This window comes from Caulobacter sp. GW821-FHT05F04, assembly GCF_059419665.1.
Genome location: NZ_JBWKSF010000009.1, coordinates 261,287 through 278,224 on the forward strand (window position 1 = coordinate 261,287; position 16,938 = coordinate 278,224).

General features: G+C 68.4%; 17 protein-coding genes and 1 tRNA gene. 10 read left to right on the forward strand and 8 right to left on the reverse strand.

Going from position 1 to position 16,938, the window contains the following annotated elements; genetic code table 11:
* Positions 1-67: 67 nt before the first annotated feature.
* The 5 genes from purU to AC07R7_RS22225 all read left to right on the forward strand — a co-directional run bounded on the left by purU (position 68) and on the right by AC07R7_RS22225 (position 5,389).
* A complete protein-coding gene (gene purU, locus AC07R7_RS22205) occupies positions 68-910 on the forward strand; it encodes a formyltetrahydrofolate deformylase (protein ID WP_494636609.1) in 843 nt (280 codons plus the stop codon).
* A gap of 154 nt (positions 911-1,064) precedes the next feature.
* The gene (gene rfbB / locus AC07R7_RS22210) at positions 1,065-2,132 is read left to right on the forward strand and encodes a dTDP-glucose 4,6-dehydratase (RefSeq protein WP_494636610.1); all 1,068 of its coding nucleotides are present in this window, start codon (positions 1,065-1,067) and stop codon (positions 2,130-2,132) included.
* A complete protein-coding gene (rfbD, locus tag AC07R7_RS22215; protein ID WP_494636611.1) occupies positions 2,132-2,992 on the forward strand; it encodes a dTDP-4-dehydrorhamnose reductase in 861 nt (286 codons plus the stop codon). Before rfbB ends, rfbD begins: the two co-directional genes overlap by 1 nt.
* Before the next feature lie 124 nt (positions 2,993-3,116).
* Positions 3,117-4,001, forward strand: a complete 885-nt coding sequence (rfbA, locus tag AC07R7_RS22220; protein ID WP_494636612.1) for a glucose-1-phosphate thymidylyltransferase RfbA — start codon at positions 3,117-3,119, stop codon at positions 3,999-4,001.
* Between the two features lie 110 nt (positions 4,002-4,111).
* Positions 4,112-5,389: a serine hydrolase domain-containing protein gene (locus tag AC07R7_RS22225; protein WP_494636613.1), complete on the forward strand. Its 1,278-nt coding sequence runs from the start codon at positions 4,112-4,114 to the stop codon at positions 5,387-5,389.
* Positions 5,390-5,440: 51 nt separating this feature from the next.
* Here AC07R7_RS22225 and AC07R7_RS22230 read toward each other — a convergent pair whose 3' ends face one another.
* Positions 5,441-5,875: a COG3650 family protein gene (locus AC07R7_RS22230; RefSeq protein ID WP_494636614.1), complete on the reverse strand. Its 435-nt coding sequence runs from the start codon at positions 5,873-5,875 to the stop codon at positions 5,441-5,443.
* A gap of 47 nt (positions 5,876-5,922) precedes the next feature.
* On the opposite strand from AC07R7_RS22230, the gene AC07R7_RS22235 reads away from it, so the two are divergent.
* The 3 genes from AC07R7_RS22235 to AC07R7_RS22245 all read left to right on the forward strand — a co-directional run bounded on the left by AC07R7_RS22235 (position 5,923) and on the right by AC07R7_RS22245 (position 8,577).
* Positions 5,923-7,047, forward strand: a complete 1,125-nt coding sequence (locus AC07R7_RS22235; RefSeq protein ID WP_494636615.1) for a DNA cytosine methyltransferase — start codon at positions 5,923-5,925, stop codon at positions 7,045-7,047.
* 72 nt (positions 7,048-7,119) lie between these two features.
* Positions 7,120-8,106, forward strand: coding sequence for a cysteine synthase A (cysK, locus tag AC07R7_RS22240; RefSeq protein WP_494636616.1), 987 nt, complete (start codon positions 7,120-7,122; stop codon positions 8,104-8,106).
* 18 nt (positions 8,107-8,124) lie between these two features.
* On the forward strand, positions 8,125-8,577 hold the full coding sequence (locus AC07R7_RS22245) for a very short patch repair endonuclease (protein WP_494636617.1): 453 nt from the start codon (positions 8,125-8,127) through the stop codon (positions 8,575-8,577).
* Here the strand turns inward: AC07R7_RS22245 and AC07R7_RS22250 are convergent.
* The 3 genes from AC07R7_RS22250 to AC07R7_RS22260 all read right to left on the reverse strand — a co-directional run bounded on the left by AC07R7_RS22250 (position 8,514) and on the right by AC07R7_RS22260 (position 11,060).
* On the reverse strand, positions 8,514-10,250 hold the full coding sequence (locus AC07R7_RS22250) for an ATP-binding protein (protein WP_494636618.1): 1,737 nt from the start codon (positions 10,248-10,250) through the stop codon (positions 8,514-8,516). The genes AC07R7_RS22245 and AC07R7_RS22250 overlap by 64 nt on opposite strands.
* Before the next feature lie 215 nt (positions 10,251-10,465).
* On the reverse strand, positions 10,466-10,753 hold the full coding sequence (locus tag AC07R7_RS22255; protein ID WP_494636619.1) for a DUF167 family protein: 288 nt from the start codon (positions 10,751-10,753) through the stop codon (positions 10,466-10,468).
* On the reverse strand, positions 10,746-11,060 hold the full coding sequence (locus tag AC07R7_RS22260; protein ID WP_492839124.1) for a YggT family protein: 315 nt from the start codon (positions 11,058-11,060) through the stop codon (positions 10,746-10,748). The genes AC07R7_RS22255 and AC07R7_RS22260 overlap by 8 nt, the downstream gene beginning before the upstream one ends.
* A 113-nt stretch (positions 11,061-11,173) precedes the next feature.
* Between AC07R7_RS22260 and AC07R7_RS22265 the strand changes: the two genes are divergently transcribed.
* Positions 11,174-11,249 (forward strand) — tRNA-Ala (locus AC07R7_RS22265).
* A 356-nt stretch (positions 11,250-11,605) separates the two neighbouring features.
* Here AC07R7_RS22265 and AC07R7_RS22270 read toward each other — a convergent pair.
* Entirely contained in the window at positions 11,606-12,451 is an 846-nt protein-coding gene (locus AC07R7_RS22270; protein ID WP_494636620.1) for a universal stress protein, read from the reverse strand.
* Between the two features lie 159 nt (positions 12,452-12,610).
* Here AC07R7_RS22270 and AC07R7_RS22275 point away from each other — a divergent pair, with 159 nt between their 5' ends.
* A complete protein-coding gene (locus AC07R7_RS22275) occupies positions 12,611-13,651 on the forward strand; it encodes an AI-2E family transporter (protein WP_492887233.1) in 1,041 nt (346 codons plus the stop codon).
* On the opposite strand, the gene AC07R7_RS22280 is transcribed toward AC07R7_RS22275, so the two are convergent.
* From AC07R7_RS22280 to AC07R7_RS22290, 3 genes are all read right to left on the reverse strand, one after another.
* The gene (locus AC07R7_RS22280; protein WP_494636621.1) at positions 13,606-14,160 is read right to left on the reverse strand and encodes a DUF308 domain-containing protein; all 555 of its coding nucleotides are present in this window, start codon (positions 14,158-14,160) and stop codon (positions 13,606-13,608) included. The two genes, AC07R7_RS22275 and AC07R7_RS22280, sit on opposite strands and share 46 nt — an antisense overlap.
* A gap of 73 nt (positions 14,161-14,233) precedes the next feature.
* Positions 14,234-15,706: a phospholipase D-like domain-containing protein gene (locus AC07R7_RS22285; protein WP_494636622.1), complete on the reverse strand. Its 1,473-nt coding sequence runs from the start codon at positions 15,704-15,706 to the stop codon at positions 14,234-14,236.
* A gap of 425 nt (positions 15,707-16,131) precedes the next feature.
* Positions 16,132-16,938 (reverse strand): AMP-binding enzyme (locus AC07R7_RS22290; RefSeq protein ID WP_494636623.1); only part of this gene is annotated, 807 nt, incomplete at its 5' end.

The following is a 16,938-nucleotide window of genomic DNA, read 5'->3' on the forward strand; positions in this document are numbered from 1 at the left end:
AATCGGCCTCGCCTCAGGCGTTCAGCCGCTTTTCTTCGGCGATGGGGTTCTCTAGAGGGAGCGGATCATGATCCTGACCCTCTCCTGTCCCGACCAGCGCGGCATCGTCGCCAAGGTGTCCGCCTTCCTGTTCGAGCGCGGCTGCAACATCCTTGACGCCCAGCAGTTCGACGACCAGGAGACCGGTCAGTTCTTCATGCGCGTGGTGTTCGACGCCGATGGCGCTGACCGAGCGGCGCTGCGCGCCGAGTTCGGGACCGTGGGCGAAGCCTTCAAGATGAAGTGGACCTTGCGCGACCGCACCGAGCGCTATCGCGTATTGCTGCTGGCCAGCAAGTTCGACCACTGCCTGGCGGATCTCGTCTATCGCTGGCGGATCGGCGAGCTGCCGATGGACATCGCCGGGGTCGTTTCCAACCACCCGGCGCAGACCTACGAGCACATCGACCTTTCGGGTGTGCCCTTCCACCACCTGCCGGTGACCAAGGAAACCAAGTTCGAGCAGGAAGCCGAACTCTGGAAGCTGATTCAGGAAACCCAGACCGACATCGTCGTGCTCGCCCGCTACATGCAGGTGCTGTCGGACGGCCTGTCGGCCAAGCTGCAGGGCCGCTGCATCAACATCCACCACTCGTTCCTGCCGGGATTCAAGGGCGCCAAGCCCTACCATCAGGCTCACGCACGCGGCGTGAAGCTGATCGGCGCCTCGGCTCACTACGTGACCGGCGACCTCGACGAAGGTCCGATCATCGAGCAGGACGTCGAGCGCATCAGCCATCGCGACACCCCGGAAGACCTGGTCCGCAAGGGCCGTGACATCGAGCGCCGCGTGCTGGCCCGCGCGCTGCGCTATCGCCTGGAAGACCGCGTGCTGCTGAACGGCCGCAAGACGGTGGTGTTCACCGACTAAGGGCGAACGCCACCCGTTGGGTGGCTGACTGTTGCGCGTACACTAAAAACTGGAGTACGGGGCGTGCTCCGTATTTAACATTTGGCGCATGATGGCCGCCGAAACCGGCAGCCACTTTCGGCTATCATGCTCTAGGGCTCGAGCTTTCCAGCGCATGTCGCAGCAAAATCTTCGCGTGATGGTGACCGGCGGGTCGGGCTTCATCGGCTCGGCCGTGTGCCGTCATCTGGCCGGCCAGAACGACGTCGCGATCCTCAACTACGACAAGCTGACCTACGCGGCCTCGCCGGCCAGCCTGGCCATGCTGGACGGCAAGGCCGACTACCAGTTCGTACAGGGCGACGTGGCCGACGCGGCGGCCGTCTCGGCGACGATCAAGGCCTTCCGGCCTAACGTCGTCATGCATCTGGCCGCCGAGAGCCATGTCGATCGCTCGATCACCGGCCCCGGCGACTTCGTCCAGACCAACATCGTCGGCACGTATGTGATGCTGCAGGCGGCGCTGGAGCACTGGCAGGGCCTTGAGGGCGCCGAAAAGGACGCCTTCCGCTTCCACCACATCTCGACCGACGAGGTGTTCGGCAGCCTTGGCGCCGAGGGCCTGTTCAGCGAGACCACGCCCTACGACCCGCGTTCGCCCTATTCGGCCTCCAAGGCCTCGTCCGATCACCTGGCCCGCGCCTGGCATCACACCTACGGCCTGCCGGTGGTGGTCTCGAACTGCTCGAACAACTACGGGCCCTATCATTTCCCCGAGAAGCTGATCCCGCTGGTCACGCTGAACGCCCTGGAAGGCAAGCCGCTGCCGGTCTACGGCAAGGGCGACAACGTCCGCGACTGGCTGCACGTCGAGGACCACGCCCGCGCCCTGCACCTGATCGCCACGAAGGGCGTCGCGGGCGAGAGCTACAATGTCGGCGGCCGCAACGAGCGGACCAACCTGCAGGTCGTCGAGGCGATCTGCGACGTGCTCGACGAGCTGCGTCCGATCGCTGGCCAGCGCCGCCGCGACCTGATCACCTTCGTCGCCGACCGCCCGGGCCATGACGCCCGCTACGCCATCGACGCGACCAAGCTGGAAACCGAGCTGGGCTGGACGGCGCGGGAGACCTTCGAGACCGGCCTGCGCAAGACCATCCAGTGGTACCTCGACAACGAGGCCTGGTGGGCGCCGCTGCGCGAGCGCTATGCCGGCCAGCGCCTCGGGCTGAAGAACGCCTGATGCGTATCGCCCTCTTCGGCGCTAACGGCCAGCTGGGGTCGGACCTCGTCACGCTGGCCGGTCGGCGTGGTCTCGACCTGGTGGCCGTGACCCGCGCCCAGGTCGACGCGGCCGATCCGGCGGCCGGCTTCGACGGCCTCGACTTCGACATCGCCATCAACTGCGTGGCGGTCACCCGCGTCGACGACTGCGAGAAGGATCCGGGTCCGGCCGTGGCGATCAACGCCCACTTCGCCGGCCGCCTAGCCAAGGCCTGCGCCGCCAGGGGCGCGCGACTGGTGCAGGTCTCGACCGACTATGTCTACGGCGGCCAGGGCGAGCGCGAGCCCCTCGGCGAAGAGGTCGGTCGGGCGCCGGTCAATGTCTATGGCGCGACCAAGGCCCTGGGCGAGGACCTGGCCAGGCTGGAGCACGACGACGTCATCGTCGCCCGCGTCGCCTCGCTGTTCGGCGTGGCCGGGGCCAGCGGCAAGGGCGGCAATTTCGTCGAGACCATGCTTCGTCTGGCCAAGGAGAAGGGCCGCCTGACGGTGGTCGCCGACCAGGTGATGTCGCCGACCGCCAGCCTCGACGCCGGCGAGGCCATCCTCGACCTGGTCGCGGCCAAAGCCCCGGCGGGCGACTATCACGTGGTCAATTCGGGGGCCGCATCGTGGTGCGCGTTCGCGCAAGCGATCATCGCTAGGGCCGGCGTCGCCGCCGAGGTCGCGCCGATCCCGACCAGCCAGTTCCCGACCCCCGCGCGCCGGCCGCCCTACAGCGCGCTGTCGAACGCCAAGCTGGTCGCCGCGATCGGTCGCCCGATGCCGGACTGGGCGGACGCTCTCGACCGCTACCTCGCGGCCAAGGGGCATGTTTGAGGTCGCCTCGGTCAAAATTTCTTCGAAATCATCGCGTTGAAGACGCAACCCCTGAAACTAAGGGCTCACGCCGTCGTGAATTCCGCTCTAGGTTTCGGCCGTCAAGACTGAAGAAGAAGACGTAATGAAGGGCATCATCCTCGCGGGCGGATCGGGCACGCGCCTCCATCCCGTGACCATGGCGATCAGCAAGCAGTTGCTGCCGGTCTTCGACAAACCCATGATCTACTATCCGCTCTCGGTGCTGATGATGGCCGGCGTGCGCGACGTCCTGATCATCTCCACGCCGCGCGACCTGCCGCTGTTCGAGGGACTGCTAGGCGACGGGGCCAAGTGGGGGATCAACATCACCTACGCGGAACAGGCCAATCCAAACGGCCTGGCCGAGGCCTATCGCATCGGCGCGGATTTCGTCGGCCACGAGCCGTCCGTGCTGGTGCTGGGCGACAACCTGTTCTACGGCGCGGGGCTCACCCGCATCCTGCAGGGCGCCAAGGAGCGCTCGAAGTCGGGGGCCAGCGTCTTCGCCTATTTCGTCAATGATCCGCAGCGCTACGGCGTCGTCGAGTTCGACGCTTCGGGCAAGGCGGTCTCGATCGAGGAGAAGCCGGAAAAACCACGGTCCAACTGGGCGGTGACCGGCCTCTACATGTACGACAGCCGTGTCGTCGACTTCGCGCGCGACCTCAAACCCAGCGCGCGGGGCGAGCTTGAGATCACCGACATCAACCGCCTCTATCTCGAGGCTGGAGACCTGTCGGTCGAGCGCATGGGTCGGGGCTTCGCCTGGCTGGATACCGGCACCCATGACAGCCTGCTCGAAGCCTCGGAGTTCGTACGGACGCTGGAGCACCGTCAGGGCCTGAAGATCGGCTGCGTCGAAGAGGTCGCCTTTCAGAACGGCTGGATCTCGACGGAGCAACTGATGGCGCTGGCGCACGACTTGGCCAAGTCGCCTTACGGCGCCTATCTGAAGCTGGTCGCCACCCAGGAGCGGGACCTGACCTGATCTCCGGTCAGATCTACGACCACGACACGCTGGAAAAGCGCCCCGACCTCAGCGACAGTCCAATCTCCTTATGGCCAACGTTGTCATAAGAAGCGTTCGGGGAGGCCACGTTGTCCAAGAAGATCATCCTCGCCGCCGTCGCGGCGACGCTGCTGGCCCTTCCGGCCGCGCCCGCCCTGGCGCGAGCGGTTCCCGCCGTTGAAGCCGCCGCGCCGGTCAAGATCGACAAGACCTGGATCGACGCGGCCCTGAAGGCCATGGTCGACAGCGGACGCGCCGTCGGAGTATCGGCTCTGGTCTGGCAGGACGGCCAGGAGCGCTATTTCGGGACCGCCGGCATGGCCGACCGCGAGGCCGGCAAGCCGATGCGCCGCGATACGCTGGTGCAGATCTTCTCGATGACCAAGCCGGTGACCGGCGTGGCGCTGATGCAGCTGTGGGAGCAGGGCAAGTTCGGTCTCGACGACCCGCTGTCGCGCTACCTGCCCGAATTCGCCGACATGAAGGTGATGGACGCCCAGGGGAACATCGTCCCGGCCAACCGCCCGATCCTGATCCGCGACGTGATGCGCCATACGGCCGGCTTCTCGTACGGCGGGCGCGGCCTGCCGGCCGACAAGGTCTTCCAGACGGTCGATCCGCTGAACCTGAAGAACGATCTCGCCGAGTTCAGCCGGCGCCTGGCCACGGTCCCGCTGCTCTACCAGCCCGGCGAGCAGTGGAGCTACAGCGCCGCCGTCGACGTCCAGGCCCGCCTGGTCGAGGTGTTGACCGGCCAACCCTACGAGGCCTACGCCAAGGCCCACATCCTCGACCCGCTGGGCATGAAGGATACCGGCTGGACCCAGCCCGAAGCCGCCTTCGCGCGCCTGGCCGCCACCTACAACAAGGGCGCGGACGGCAAGCTGGCCCGCCAGGACGACGCGGAGACCCGCAAGCTGAACTTCGATCCAGACCGTCGCCTGACCATGGGCGGTGCGGGCCTGGTAGCCCCGATCGACGACTATGCCCGCTTCTCGCGCATGCTGCTGGGCGGCGGGACGCTGGACGGGGTGCGGATCCTCAAGCCCTCGACCGTGCGCCTGATGGGGACCGATCATCTGGACGCCCGCGTCACCGAGACGTGGTGGCTGCCCAGCAAGGGCTCGGTCGGCTTCGGCCTCGACTTCGCGGTGCGCAAGAGCCAGCCGAAGACTCCTGAGGAAAACCGCGGCGCGGTCGGCGAATTCTTCTGGGATGGCCGTGAGACGACGCTGTTCTGGGTCGATCCGGCCAACAGGCTGACGGCCGTGTTCTTCGTCCAGACCTTCCCATTCGACGCCAGCCTTCACCGCGACTTCCGCGCGGCGGTCTACGGGCCGGGCTATCTGGGGCCCAAGGGAGACTGAAGCGCGACAGCCGAAAGTGGCCGCCGGTTTCGGCGCCCGTCGCGCGTCAAACTAAGGCCGGGGCTGGGCCGCCAGGTCCTGGGTCTTGGCGGCGCAGCCCCGCAGGGTTTCGCCGTCGATCCAGACCTCGGCCGAATAGCCGTAGCGGCGGTCGGACATGCCGTCCGAGCAGTCGCCTGGCGTCAGGCGCAGCACGAGACGCTGCTCGCCGACCGTGCCGTCCCAGACGCCCTGGTCGCCATCGGCCCGCACGCCGGGATTGGCGGTGGTGACCTCCGCGTGGTCCGGACGGGCCAGGGCCATGCTGGCGGCGCGGATCTTCAGGGTCCAGAACGGCTCGGTCCCGACCGCGTCGAAGTCGCCGCTATAGTCCGGGCCTACGGTCACCGGCGCGTCGGCCGGCGGCGGAGCGTTCTCGTTCGAGCCCAGCGGCGCGTCGCAGGCGGCGAGGACGAGGGCGGCGGCGATCAGGACGGCGGTGCGCATGTCTCTGGCTATCCCGGCAAGGCCTGGTGAGGCTAGACTCCGCTTCGATGAATCGGAACGCTCGTCCCTCCTTCCTTGAATTCTTCGCCGGCGGCGGCATGGCGCGCCTCGGCCTGGGCGAAGACTGGGCATGCGCCTTCGCCAATGACTTCGACGCGGTGAAGGCGGCGGCCTACCGGGCCAACTTCCCGGACGCCGAGGGCCACTTCCATGAGGGCGATGTCTTCGCCTTGAGCGCGGCCGCCCTGCCAACGGCGGATCTGGCCTGGGCCTCCAGCCCCTGCCAGGACTTCAGCCTGGCCGGCGCGCGGGCGGGCCTGGCGGGCGGCAAGTCTTCGGCCTTCTTCGGCTTCTGGACCCTGATGAAGGGCTTGTCGGCGCAGGGGCGCGCCCCGCCGGTGATCGTCATCGAGAACGTGGTGGGCCTGCTGACCTCGCATCACGGCGACGACTTCACCGCCCTGTGCGGCGTGTTGTCCGAGGAGGGCTATCGCTTCGGGGCGCTGGAGATCGACGCGGGCGCCTTTGTTCCGCAGTCGCGGCCCCGCGTCTTCGTGGTCGCCACCCGCCTGCCGACCGGCGGCCTGGAGGGTTCCAGCGCCTTCCACAGCCGTGCGGTGCGCGCAGCGGCGGCGCGACTGCCCGAGGACCTGCAAGCGCGCTGGATCTGGTGGGGCGTCCCCTCGCCGCCGGCCCGCAACACCGACCTGGCCGTGGTGCTCGAGCCCGACGGCGCCGTGACCTGGAACCCGCCGGAGCGCACCGAGGCCCTGCTGGCCCTGATGGCCGACAGCCACCGCCAGGCGGTCGAGACTCGCCGCGAGGCCGGCGGCCGCTCGGTCGGGGCGGTGTTCCGCCGGATGCGCGGCGGCCAGCAGCGGGCCGAGGTGCGGTTCGACGGTCTGGCGGGCTGCCTGCGCACCCCGCGCGGCGGTTCCTCGCGCCAGACCCTGCTGGTCATCGAGAACGGCGAAGTCCGCTCGCGGCTGGTCACCCCCCGCGAGGGCGCGCGCCTGATGGGCCTGCCGGACAGTTACGCCCTGCCGCGTTCGCAGACGGCCGGTTTGCAGGTGATTGGCGACGGCGTCGCGGTTCCGGTGGTCCGCTGGCTGGCGGAAACCCTGTTGGAGCCCCTGCTCGATAGTAAAACTGCAAGCCTCGCCGCCGAATGACCCGCTGACAGCCCCCGCCTCGGGGTCTACGGTGCGGCCCGCTTCCCGCAACCTAAGGCTCTGGGTTCTCAGATGGACGACGCTTCCTCCCTCTATGACGCCGCGCGTTTCAAGCGCGCTGGTCGCGGCAAGGTCTACGACTCGATCATCGACACCATCGGCGACACGCCGCTGGTCCGTCTGCCGCGGCTGTCGGCCGAGCTGAAGCCCAAGGGCGAGGTCCTGGCCAAGCTGGAGTTCTTCAACCCGATCGCCTCGGTCAAGGACCGCATCGGCGCCGCGATGATCGAGGCCCTGGAGGCCCAGGGTCTTCTGAAGCCGGGCGCGACCATCATCGAGCCGACCTCAGGCAATACGGGCATCGCCCTGGCCTTCGTGGCCGCCGCCAAGGGCTATAAGCTGATCCTGGTCATGCCCGAGAGCATGTCGATCGAGCGTCGCAAGATGCTGCTGCTGCTGGGCGCCAAGCTGGAACTGACCCCGGCCGAGAAGGGTATGCGCGGCGCCGTCGCCCGCGCCCAGGAGCTGATCGAGGCCACGCCTGGCGCGGTCATGCCCCAGCAGTTCGAGAACGGCGCCAACCCGCTGGTCCACCGCGTCTCGACCGCCGAGGAAATCTGGAACGACACCAAGGGCGCCGTGGACGCGGTGGTTTCGGGTGTCGGCACCGGCGGCACGATCACCGGCGTCGGCCAGGTGCTGAAGGCGCGCAAACCCGGCCTGAAGATGGTGGCGGTCGAACCGGAAGCCTCGGCCGTGCTGTCGGGCGGCGCGCCCGGCCCGCACAAGATCCAGGGCATCGGCGCCGGCTTCGTGCCAGGCGTGCTGGATCGCGGCGTGATCGACGAGATCGTCCAGGTCAGCAACGACGACGCCTTCGCCATGGCTCGCCGCGCGGCGAACACCGAGGGCCTGCCGGTCGGCATCAGTTCGGGCGCGGCCCTGACGGCCGCCTTCGACCTGGCCTTGCGCGACGAATACGCTGGCAAGGTGATCGTGGCGATCATCCCCAGCTTCGCCGAACGCTACCTGTCCACGGCGCTGTTCGAGGGGCTCTGAGCCAGGCGAGCCGACGCCTTGACCGACGTCTACGACAAGGCCAAGCGCTCGGCCGTCATGGCGCGGGTGAAGAGCAAGGACACCACGCCGGAAAAGGCGTTGCGCCGCATCCTGACGGGTCTCGGCGTCCGCTACCGCCTGCATCGCAAGGACCTGCCGGGGAATCCGGATCTGGTCATGCCGGGGCGCAAGCTGGCGATCTTCGTCCACGGCTGCTTCTGGCACGGACACGACTGCGCGCGGGGCTCACGGGTCCCAAAGGCCAATCGCGACTACTGGCTGGCCAAGGTGGCCCGCAATGTCGCCCGCGACGAACGCTCGATCCAGGCGCTGGAAGCCGCCGGCTGGCGGGCCGAGGTGGTCTGGGAGTGCGACTTCAAGGACGAGGCGGCGCTGACCGCCCGGCTTCAGGCTCTGCTGGCCTCGACCTCGGCGTCTTCGGACGGCGCGGCGGCGCCCGCCAAGACCTGAGCCAGGGCGCCGAACAGCTCGACCGGGTCGATCGGTTTGGCGACGTGGGCGTTCATGCCGGCCGCGGCGCAGGCTTCCCAGTCCTTGGCCGTAGCCGAGGCGGTGACGGCGATGACCGGGACGCCGCGGTTGGGACCGTCGCCGGCCCGCAGGATCCGGGTGGCCTCGCGGCCGTCCATGCCGGGCATGTAGAGGTCCATCAGCACCGCGTCGAAGGCCTCCGAGCTCAGCAGATCCAGAGCCTGCTCCCCGGATTCGGCCAAGGTGGCGTCGACGCCGAATGGCTCCAGGACGAGCTCTATGGCTCGGCGGTTGATCACGTGGTCGTCGACGACCAGCACCCGCAGGCCGTTGATCGAACGGGCTTCCTCCTCGGCGCGCGGCGCTTCGGCGGGTTCCAGCATTGCGGTCAGGGTGAAGCGCGCGCCCGCGCTGGGCGCCGTGCCGACGCTCAGGTCGCCGCCCATCAGGCGAGCCAGCTCGCGGCTGATCGCCAGGCCCAGGCCCGAGCCGCCGTGCTGGCGGACCACGGCCGTGTTCAGCTGGTCGAAAGGTGTGAACAGGCGCGGCAGGGCGGCTTCGGCGATCCCGGGACCAGTGTCATCGACCGTGATCGAAAGCAGGATCCGTTCGCCGGCCGGGCGGGCGTCGAGTACGACCGTGACGTCGCCGCGTTCGGTGAACTTGATGGCGTTGCTGAGCAGGTTGTTCAGCACCTGCTTTAGCCGCATGGCGTCGCCGGCGACCCAGCGCGGCAGGCTGGCCGCGCCGGCCACCCGCAGGCGCAACCCCTTGCGCGCCGCCTCCGGCCGCCACAGGCGCAGGGTGTCGGACAGGGCTTGGCGCAGGTTGAAGGCGCTGCTTTCCACCGACATGCGACCGGCTTCGAGACGCGAGAAGTCCAGCAGATCGTTCAGCAGGGTCCGCATCAGTCCGCCCGCGTCGGCTATGAGTTGGGCGTGGATCTTGGAACTGGTCTCGTGAACCTCGCTGTGCAGGCGCGCGGCTCCGGCCAGGATGGCGCTGATCGGGGTGCGCAACTCGTGGCTGATCATGGCCACGAAGGCGGACTTGGCGGCCACGGCCTCCTCGGCCTCGTGGCGGCGGCGCTCGGCCACGGCCTTGGCGTCGGCCTCGGCCTTCAGGGCGGCGCCCAGGGTGCGGCTGGCCACGGTGACCGAGACGATCATCAGGAGCGCCCCGAACCACAGGACGTCGGCGAGATTGGCGCCCGGATTGGCCGCCTTGGCCACGAACGGAACGATCAGCAGGTAGAGGGCGTGCGGCCAGGCCGCCATCAGGGTGGCCGAGCGGTCGCCGGCATTGACCACCACGACGTTCAGCAGCGCTCCGGCCAGCAACATGCCGCCCAGGGTGGGAGCGAAGCGGATGTGCGACGAGAACAGCATGATCGACAGGGCGCCGAACGCGGTCGAGGTGATGGCCGGCGCGACGAACGCCGTCAGGCGCCGCCAGGTCGCCACGGGCGCGCTCGGGTTGATCTCCAGCGGACGCCGCGCCCAAAGCTCGAACAGGTGGCAGAGCGTGTAAGCCAGCGCCCACGGCCAGCCCCAGACCGAATGCACATAGACCTGGAGTATAACGGCGATGACCAGGGCGGCGCCCAGGCGCAGATAGGTATTCGCACGCCGCGAAACGGCCGCGCGAGCCACATCCCCCCGTACTTCCGTCTTCGACATGGCCGCCTGGCGCCCCCGAGGGATCCCCCGATCCCCTTCACCACCAAGACTAGGCGCGAAGGGCTAAAGGGAAATAAAAAAATCGCGCCGCGTCAATGGCTTGGCTCAGGGTATGGTCAAGGTTAGATCGTGCGCCAAAATCGCTGTTTCGCGTACGGTGAAGGTAAGTTTCTCCTGAGCAAGCTTGGCTAGGGGCGTGGCCCGAACGCACGCTCCAGGTCCTGGGCGGTGACGCCCTCGATCTCCAGCCGCTTGATCCGCGCGGTGTCGCCGGCGGCCAGGCGGATGGCCGAGCGAGGCACCTTCAGGGTCTTGGCCAGGAAGGCCAGAAGGGCGGAATTCGCCGCGCCGTCGACGGGCGGACTGGAGACGCGCACCTTCAGAAAGGGCCGTCCGTCGCCGTCCAGCGACCAGCCGTCGACGGCGTCGCGGCCGCCGCGAGGGGTCAGCCGGACGGCCAGGACCTCCTTAGCCAAGGATGTTCAGCAGCATGCCCTGCAGGGCTGGCATGATGAAGATCTGGATGCCCCGCAGCAGCAAGAGAACGATGATCGGGCTGATGTCGACGCCGCCGATCGCGGGGATGATCCGGCGGAAAGGCGCCAGTATCGGGTCCGTGACGCGGTCCAGGAAGGTCGCGATATTGTAGACGAACTGATTACGCCGATTGATCACGTCGAAAGCGAACAGCCAGCTCAGGATCGCCGAGATGACGATCGCCCACCACAGCAGGTCGAGCAGGGCGTTGAGGATGAAGAAGACGAGATTGATGATCGGGGCCATGGGATTTCCGTCTGGACGCCACAGCTTCTTGCCGCGCCTGGAGGTTGCTGGCAAGGCGTGGTGAGAACCCCGCTTGACGTCCGCGCTCTGGAGCCGTATCTCCGCCGCTCCTTGGGGCCGTAGCTCAGATGGTAGAGCGCCTCGTTCGCAATGAGGAGGTCAGGGGTTCGATTCCCCTCGGCTCCACCAAGGACCCACATAAGCCTTTGTTTTGACAAACATATCGTCCGAAGCGCTGGCGTCCGCCCCACATTTTCCCCACATTTTAAACGGGCTTCATTGACGCCGGGTGAGCCGCTTTGGCATTCGCTGAGCGCATCCATTCACTTACAAGGTCGCCGCCCAACGCGGCCGTTCGCGCGATAATTTTTAATCTCGCCGAACATGAATTCGATCGAGATCACCGTGCCTTCGCGCCTCGCGCCACCTTCCGAAGGAGAATGGCCTCGGCCTTGATCCGCGCAAATCCTGGCCCCCTATCGGCGAGGCGGCGACGAAGAGCCTCGACATCGCGACGCCTCCGCGGCGCCCCAGGGCGCGGCCGTTCAGTGCGATAGAAACAAGGCGGTGGGCACATTGCGGAGCACGTGCTCGGTAGCCCCGCCCATCACGAACTCAAGGACGGGCGCGCGTCCCGAAGCGCCCATGACCAGCATGTCGGCAGGCCTCTGGGCCAGATAGGCGTCGATCGCCTGGCCGATCCCCACGCCCGAGGCGTCGATCTCGTCCTTGGCCGCCTTGACGCCGTGCGCCGCGAGATGCCGGACCGCCTCGGCGGCGAGCCCCGGCCGGGCCGCCTCTTTCTCGTTGACGAAGGTGACGATCCGCACCGCCCGGGCCCGCTCAAGGATCGGCAGCGCGTCGCCCAGGGCCCGGGCTGCGTGCCGGCCGCCATCCCAGGCCACCGCGACATCGCCGATCCGCCCCTCGGCCAGCAGCGGTCGCCCACCCATGACGACCACGGGGCGGCCCGACGCGAAGATGATCCGCTTTACCCATTCGATCTGCTCGTCGAAGCGCTCGGCCATCGCCGCCAGGCACAGGTCGCGGGCGCGGACGCGCAGGGCCAGGCTGTCATCGACCTTGAGGAGATTGATCCGATGAATCTCCGCGCCGGCGAAAACGCCGGCGGCCTTTGCAGCGCTCTCGAAACGTCGAACGGCCTGGCGACAGCTGGCCAAGCTTGCGTCCTCCCACTCCTGCTCGAGCCCGGCCAGCTTGATCAAGGCTTCGGAGACGACGTTCCTGGACAGGGGTATGTCGACCTGAACGGCTAGAACCGCGAGCTCTGCATCCAGGACCTTGGCGAAACCGATCGCCGCCTCGATGGACTCATCGGGGGTGGCGGCCGGGTAGCTGTCGATCTGCAGGAGGATGTCCCGGAAGCGCATGACAGGGTTCCTTTGGCCGTACGTAATCCCGCCGCGCCGGAACGCACGTCGGGGCACGCTAGCGAAAGGCCGCGGAAGCACTTTGACCTCGCTCAAGCCGGGCGAGCGGGCTTGACCGGTATCAAGGTTGGCGATGATCGACCGAGGTTAGCTGCTCGCATGGAATCGACAAGCTCACCACCGCCGCCGGGCGACCCGATCCGGCACAACGTGATTCTGGTCGCGATCATCGTCGGCTTGGCCCTGCTAGCGATCCGCCTGGCCGACGTGATCCTTATGGCCTTCGGCGCGGTGCTGGTCGCCGTGCTGCTGCATGCGATCGCCGAACCGCTGCACCGGGGTTTCCGGCTGCGCCGACCTATGGCCCTGACCCTCGCCGTCGTGGTGGTCGTCGCTTGCGTCGCCGCCGCGGTCTGGACCTTCGGCCGCCAGGCCGAGGCCCAGTTCATCGCCCTGAACGACGTCCTGCCGCGCGCCTGGAGCGAGTTGCAGGCGCGGCTGTCCTCGACGCCGTTCGGGGGCGCGGCCCTGGCCGAGCTGGAACAATGGCGCGGGTTCGAGTGGCTGGTGAGCCTGGGCCCCAAGCTCGCCGCCGACACGGCCGGAGGCCTCGCCGGGACGATCATCGTGCTCTTCGCGGGCCTCTACCTAGCCTACCACCCTGGCTCCTATGTCGGCGGCGTGCTGATGCTCTTCCCGCGTCCGCGCCGGGAGCGGGCGCGACAAGTGCTGGACCAGATCCACCGCGCCTTGCGGCAATGGCTCGTGGGGCAACTGTGCTCAATGGCCCTGGTCGGCGTCACTACCGGGATAGGCCTGGCGGTTGTGGGCGTTCCCTCCGCCGCCGCGCTGGGCCTGATCGCCGGGATCGGCCAGTTCGTGCCGGTGATCGGCCCAATGGTCGCGCCCCTGCCAGGACTGCTGGTCGCGCTCGAAGCTGGCCCGCAGACCCTGCTTTGGGCCGGTCTGGTCTATCTGGTCTCGGCTCAGCTCGAGGCCAACCTGATTACGCCGCTGGTGTTGCGGCAGCTGGCGCAACTGCCGATGGCGGTGACGCTGTTCGCCGTGCTGGCCATGGGCGTCCTGCTCGGCCCGCTGGGGGTGCTGTTCGCCACCCCGCTCGCGGTCGTCGTCTATGTCTTCGTCCGCATGGTCTATGTGGAGGGCGTCCTGGGCGAGGTCCTCGGCCCGCCGGCCTGAACGGCGCTCGCCAGCCGCCGGCCCGCGCGGCGGCGTCCCAGGGCGATCAGCGCCGCGCCGGTGCTGGCCAGGGCCAGGCCCAGGAAGATCGCCGTCAGGTCCTGCGTCCGCCCCGACCCCGCCACCACGACGCCGGCCAGGCCACTGGCGATCGACGAGGCCAGCATCCAGCGCCACACGCGGGCGGGCCGCAGGTCCAGAGCCAGGACGAGCTCGCTGGCGCCGTCGAGGATCAGGACGGCGCCGATCAGCATCGTGGCGGCCATCAGACCCGCGTCATAATGGAAAAACAGGAACGCGCCGGCGGCCACGGCCGCCAGGCTCGTCGCGATCCCGCCCCACAGGGACTTGCCCGTGGCGATGAGCAGCGACACCAGCAACATGACCGCGCCGAAGAGCCATAGCAGCCAGCCGGCGACCGCGCCGATCACCAGCGGCGCGACTTGTGGCAAGGCGACCGCGGCCAGGCCGGCGGCGATCAGCGCCACGCCCAGGCCGGTCAGAGTCATGCGATGGCGCCGCGACTTGGCGGCGATCCGGCGTCCCGGTCCTACGGATGGGTGGTTCTGTGTCATGGCTTCATCAGCTGCCGTCGCCACGCAAGGCCGGCGCGTACCCGACCTTGCCGGGCGCGGCCCCAGCCGTCCAGCCCGTCGGGCCAAGCGCGGCGTGCGGCCGGGGCGCGCGGCGGCGATCCTTGATCAGTCGCCAGCTCTCGCCCGCATACGCCGGGTCCCCCAAGCGACAGGTGGAGACGACGGCGCTCCACCAGCCTGGCCGTTCCGGCCTGATCGGCCGCAGCCGTCCCAGCGCGTTGAGCGCCTCGATCACGGGGATGAGCCGGTCGGCGCCTGCCCGGGCCCTGGCGAGCACGGCTCGCGGGACGCCGAGATAGTGGGCCAGGAGAACGTCACGCAGCTGAGCGATCTCGCCCCGCGTCGTCGGATCGTGCGCTTCGAGCGCGACCTCGCACTCGGTGTCGAACCCCTCGGCGCGATTATTGAGGTTCGCCGAGCCGACACGGGCCACACGATCATCGAACAGGCTGACCTTGGAGTGCACGACGATCGGCCGTCCCTGAGCCGTTTTCGGCGCATAGGCGCGGAAGCGGTCATGCTGATCCGCCGCGATCAGACGCCGGATCAGCGGGGCGCGAGCCGGATCCATGGTAAGGCGGTCGAACCAGCTCGGGGCCCGCTCGGCGAGAATCAGGATCACCTCGGGTCCTTCGGGCTCGGCCAGGCGCCGCGCCAAGGCGTCGGTCAGCAGGTGAGAGGTGAAATACTGGTTCTCCAGATAGATCACCTCCCGCGCGCTCGCGATGCAGTCCAGGTGCAGCCGAAGGATCTCGTCGACCAGCGGCCGCCCCTGGTGGGCCGGCTCGGTCCGCGCGATGGCGACTGGCGTGTCGAGCAGGTGGGCCGTCTGGGCCCGGGGCCAGTCGGCCCCGCTCTGGTCGGGGACGAAGTCATCGCCCCAGGCGCGCGCCCATCGAGTCCTGAAGAGATCGGCAAGCGCCGCGGCCGCCGCGCCCTCGACCAGCACCATCACGTCATGCCGCGGACCGTGGTGAATCCTGTGCGGGAGGATCCGGCGCGGGTCGTCGTCGCGGTGCCCGACGGTGTCCCAGCGGTTCACGGCGATATCGGCGCCGCCGCAGAATGCGATCTCGCCGTCGACGACCACGACCTTCTGGTGGTGGCACGCCCCAAAGGGAATCTCGCCATCTTCGCGATACCGAACGGCCGTGCCGCGGAAAGCCTTACGCGCCCTGTGCTCCAGGATCGCGTGGCTACCATTGACCGAGAGAGTCGACTTCCAGATCAGAACGCGCACGTCCAGCGCCGGATTGGCCTTGGCGAGGCGAATGAGCACCTGCCCGATTTCGTCGGGGTCGCTTGGCCCCTCGTGGCCGTCGGGCGTGAGCCGCGTGCGCGGGTCGAAGGCCCACCCCAGGATCCAGATCGATTGCTTGGCCCGCTCGAACGCCTCAAGCAGGGCGGCGTAGTACGCCTGGGCGTCGATCAGGAAGGCCAGCCGCCGGGCCGTCTCCACGCGCCAGCAAGTTTCGCCCGGTCGCAGGAGGGTCATGGCCGGTTCACGAACTCTTCCCATGGCTCCAGCCGTACGCCGGCGAAGCCGGAAGGTTGCGCCATTGACGATGGCGGCGCGGGCAGGCGGCGCGACCAGAATTCGTCAAAAGCCCAGTCAAACCCGTGATCCGGCACCACAACCTCGCTAGAAGGGCTTCAGGCAAGTCCGTTCATTCGGGCCGAGTCCCATCACGCACGAGCTTTGGCGTGCGCGGCTTGATCGAGATCAAACCGCGGGTCGGCCGCTCCAGTGAAAGCGCGCATCCTTGAGAATTGGCCTGCCTCTGAACTTTCCCCGCCGCCGGCCCGCCCAGGCCGGGAGCGGCCGCCTCGACCGCCGCAAAGGCCTGGGAAGAGTTTTGATCCTCGGCGCAAGCCCAGGGGCGTTCACGCCCCGGCGCGATTTTTGACGAGATCGTCGACGACGTAGGGATCGGCGAGGGTGGAGGTGTCGCCCAGGCTGGTGAGTTCGTTCTCGGCGATCTTGCGCAGGATGCGGCGCATGATCTTGCCGGAGCGGGTCTTGGGCAGGCCGGGGGCCCACTGGATGACGTCGGGGGCGGCGAACGGGCCGATCTCGTGACGGACCCACAGGACCAGGGCCTTGCGCAGGTCCTCGGTCGGCTCGACCCCGGCGTTGAGGGTGACATAGGCGTAGACGCCCTGGCCCTTGATGTCGTGCGGATAGCCGACCACGGCGGCCTCGGCGACGGTCTCGTGGGCGACCAGGGCGCTCTCGATCTCGGCGGTGCCCAGGCGGTGGCCCGAGACGTTGATGACGTCGTCGACCCGGCCGGTGATCCAGTAGTAGCCGTCGGCGTCGCGCCGGCAGCCGTCGCCGGTGAAGTACTTGCCGGGATAGGTCGAGAAATAGGTCTCGAAGAAGCGCTGATGGTCGCCATAGACCGTGCGCATCTGGCCCGGCCAGCTGTCGGTGATCACGAGGTTGCCCTCGGTCGCGCCGTCCAGCACGCCACCCTCGGCGTCGACCAGCTGCGGCTTGACGCCGGGCAGGGGCTTGGAGGCCGAGCCGGGCTTGAGGTCGGTGGCCCCGGGCAGGGGGGTGATCAGCATGCCGCCGGTCTCGGTCTGCCACCAGGTGTCGACGATCGGCAGCTTCTCCTTGCCGACCACGCGGTGGTACCAGAGCCAGGCCTCGGGATTGATCGGCTCGCCGACGCTGCCCAGCACGCG

What these genes read in the sequence shown, in the direction of transcription:
- purU (WP_494636609.1), top strand. Translation starts at nt 68, where the DNA reads ATGATCCTGACCCTCTCCTGTCCCGACCAGCGCGGCATCGTCGCCAAG.
- rfbB (WP_494636610.1), top strand. Translation starts at nt 1,065, where the DNA reads ATGTCGCAGCAAAATCTTCGCGTGATGGTGACCGGCGGGTCGGGCTTC.
- rfbD (WP_494636611.1), top strand. Translation starts at nt 2,132, where the DNA reads ATGCGTATCGCCCTCTTCGGCGCTAACGGCCAGCTGGGGTCGGACCTC.
- rfbA (WP_494636612.1), top strand. Translation starts at nt 3,117, where the DNA reads ATGAAGGGCATCATCCTCGCGGGCGGATCGGGCACGCGCCTCCATCCC.
- AC07R7_RS22230 (WP_494636614.1), bottom strand. Translation starts at nt 5,875, where the DNA reads ATGCGCACCGCCGTCCTGATCGCCGCCGCCCTCGTCCTCGCCGCCTGC.
- AC07R7_RS22235 (WP_494636615.1), top strand. Translation starts at nt 5,923, where the DNA reads ATGAATCGGAACGCTCGTCCCTCCTTCCTTGAATTCTTCGCCGGCGGC.
- cysK (WP_494636616.1), top strand. Translation starts at nt 7,120, where the DNA reads ATGGACGACGCTTCCTCCCTCTATGACGCCGCGCGTTTCAAGCGCGCT.
- AC07R7_RS22260 (WP_492839124.1), bottom strand. Translation starts at nt 11,060, where the DNA reads ATGGCCCCGATCATCAATCTCGTCTTCTTCATCCTCAACGCCCTGCTC.
- AC07R7_RS22270 (WP_494636620.1), bottom strand. Translation starts at nt 12,451, where the DNA reads ATGCGCTTCCGGGACATCCTCCTGCAGATCGACAGCTACCCGGCCGCC.
- AC07R7_RS22275 (WP_492887233.1), top strand. Translation starts at nt 12,611, where the DNA reads ATGGAATCGACAAGCTCACCACCGCCGCCGGGCGACCCGATCCGGCAC.
- AC07R7_RS22280 (WP_494636621.1), bottom strand. Translation starts at nt 14,160, where the DNA reads ATGACTCTGACCGGCCTGGGCGTGGCGCTGATCGCCGCCGGCCTGGCC.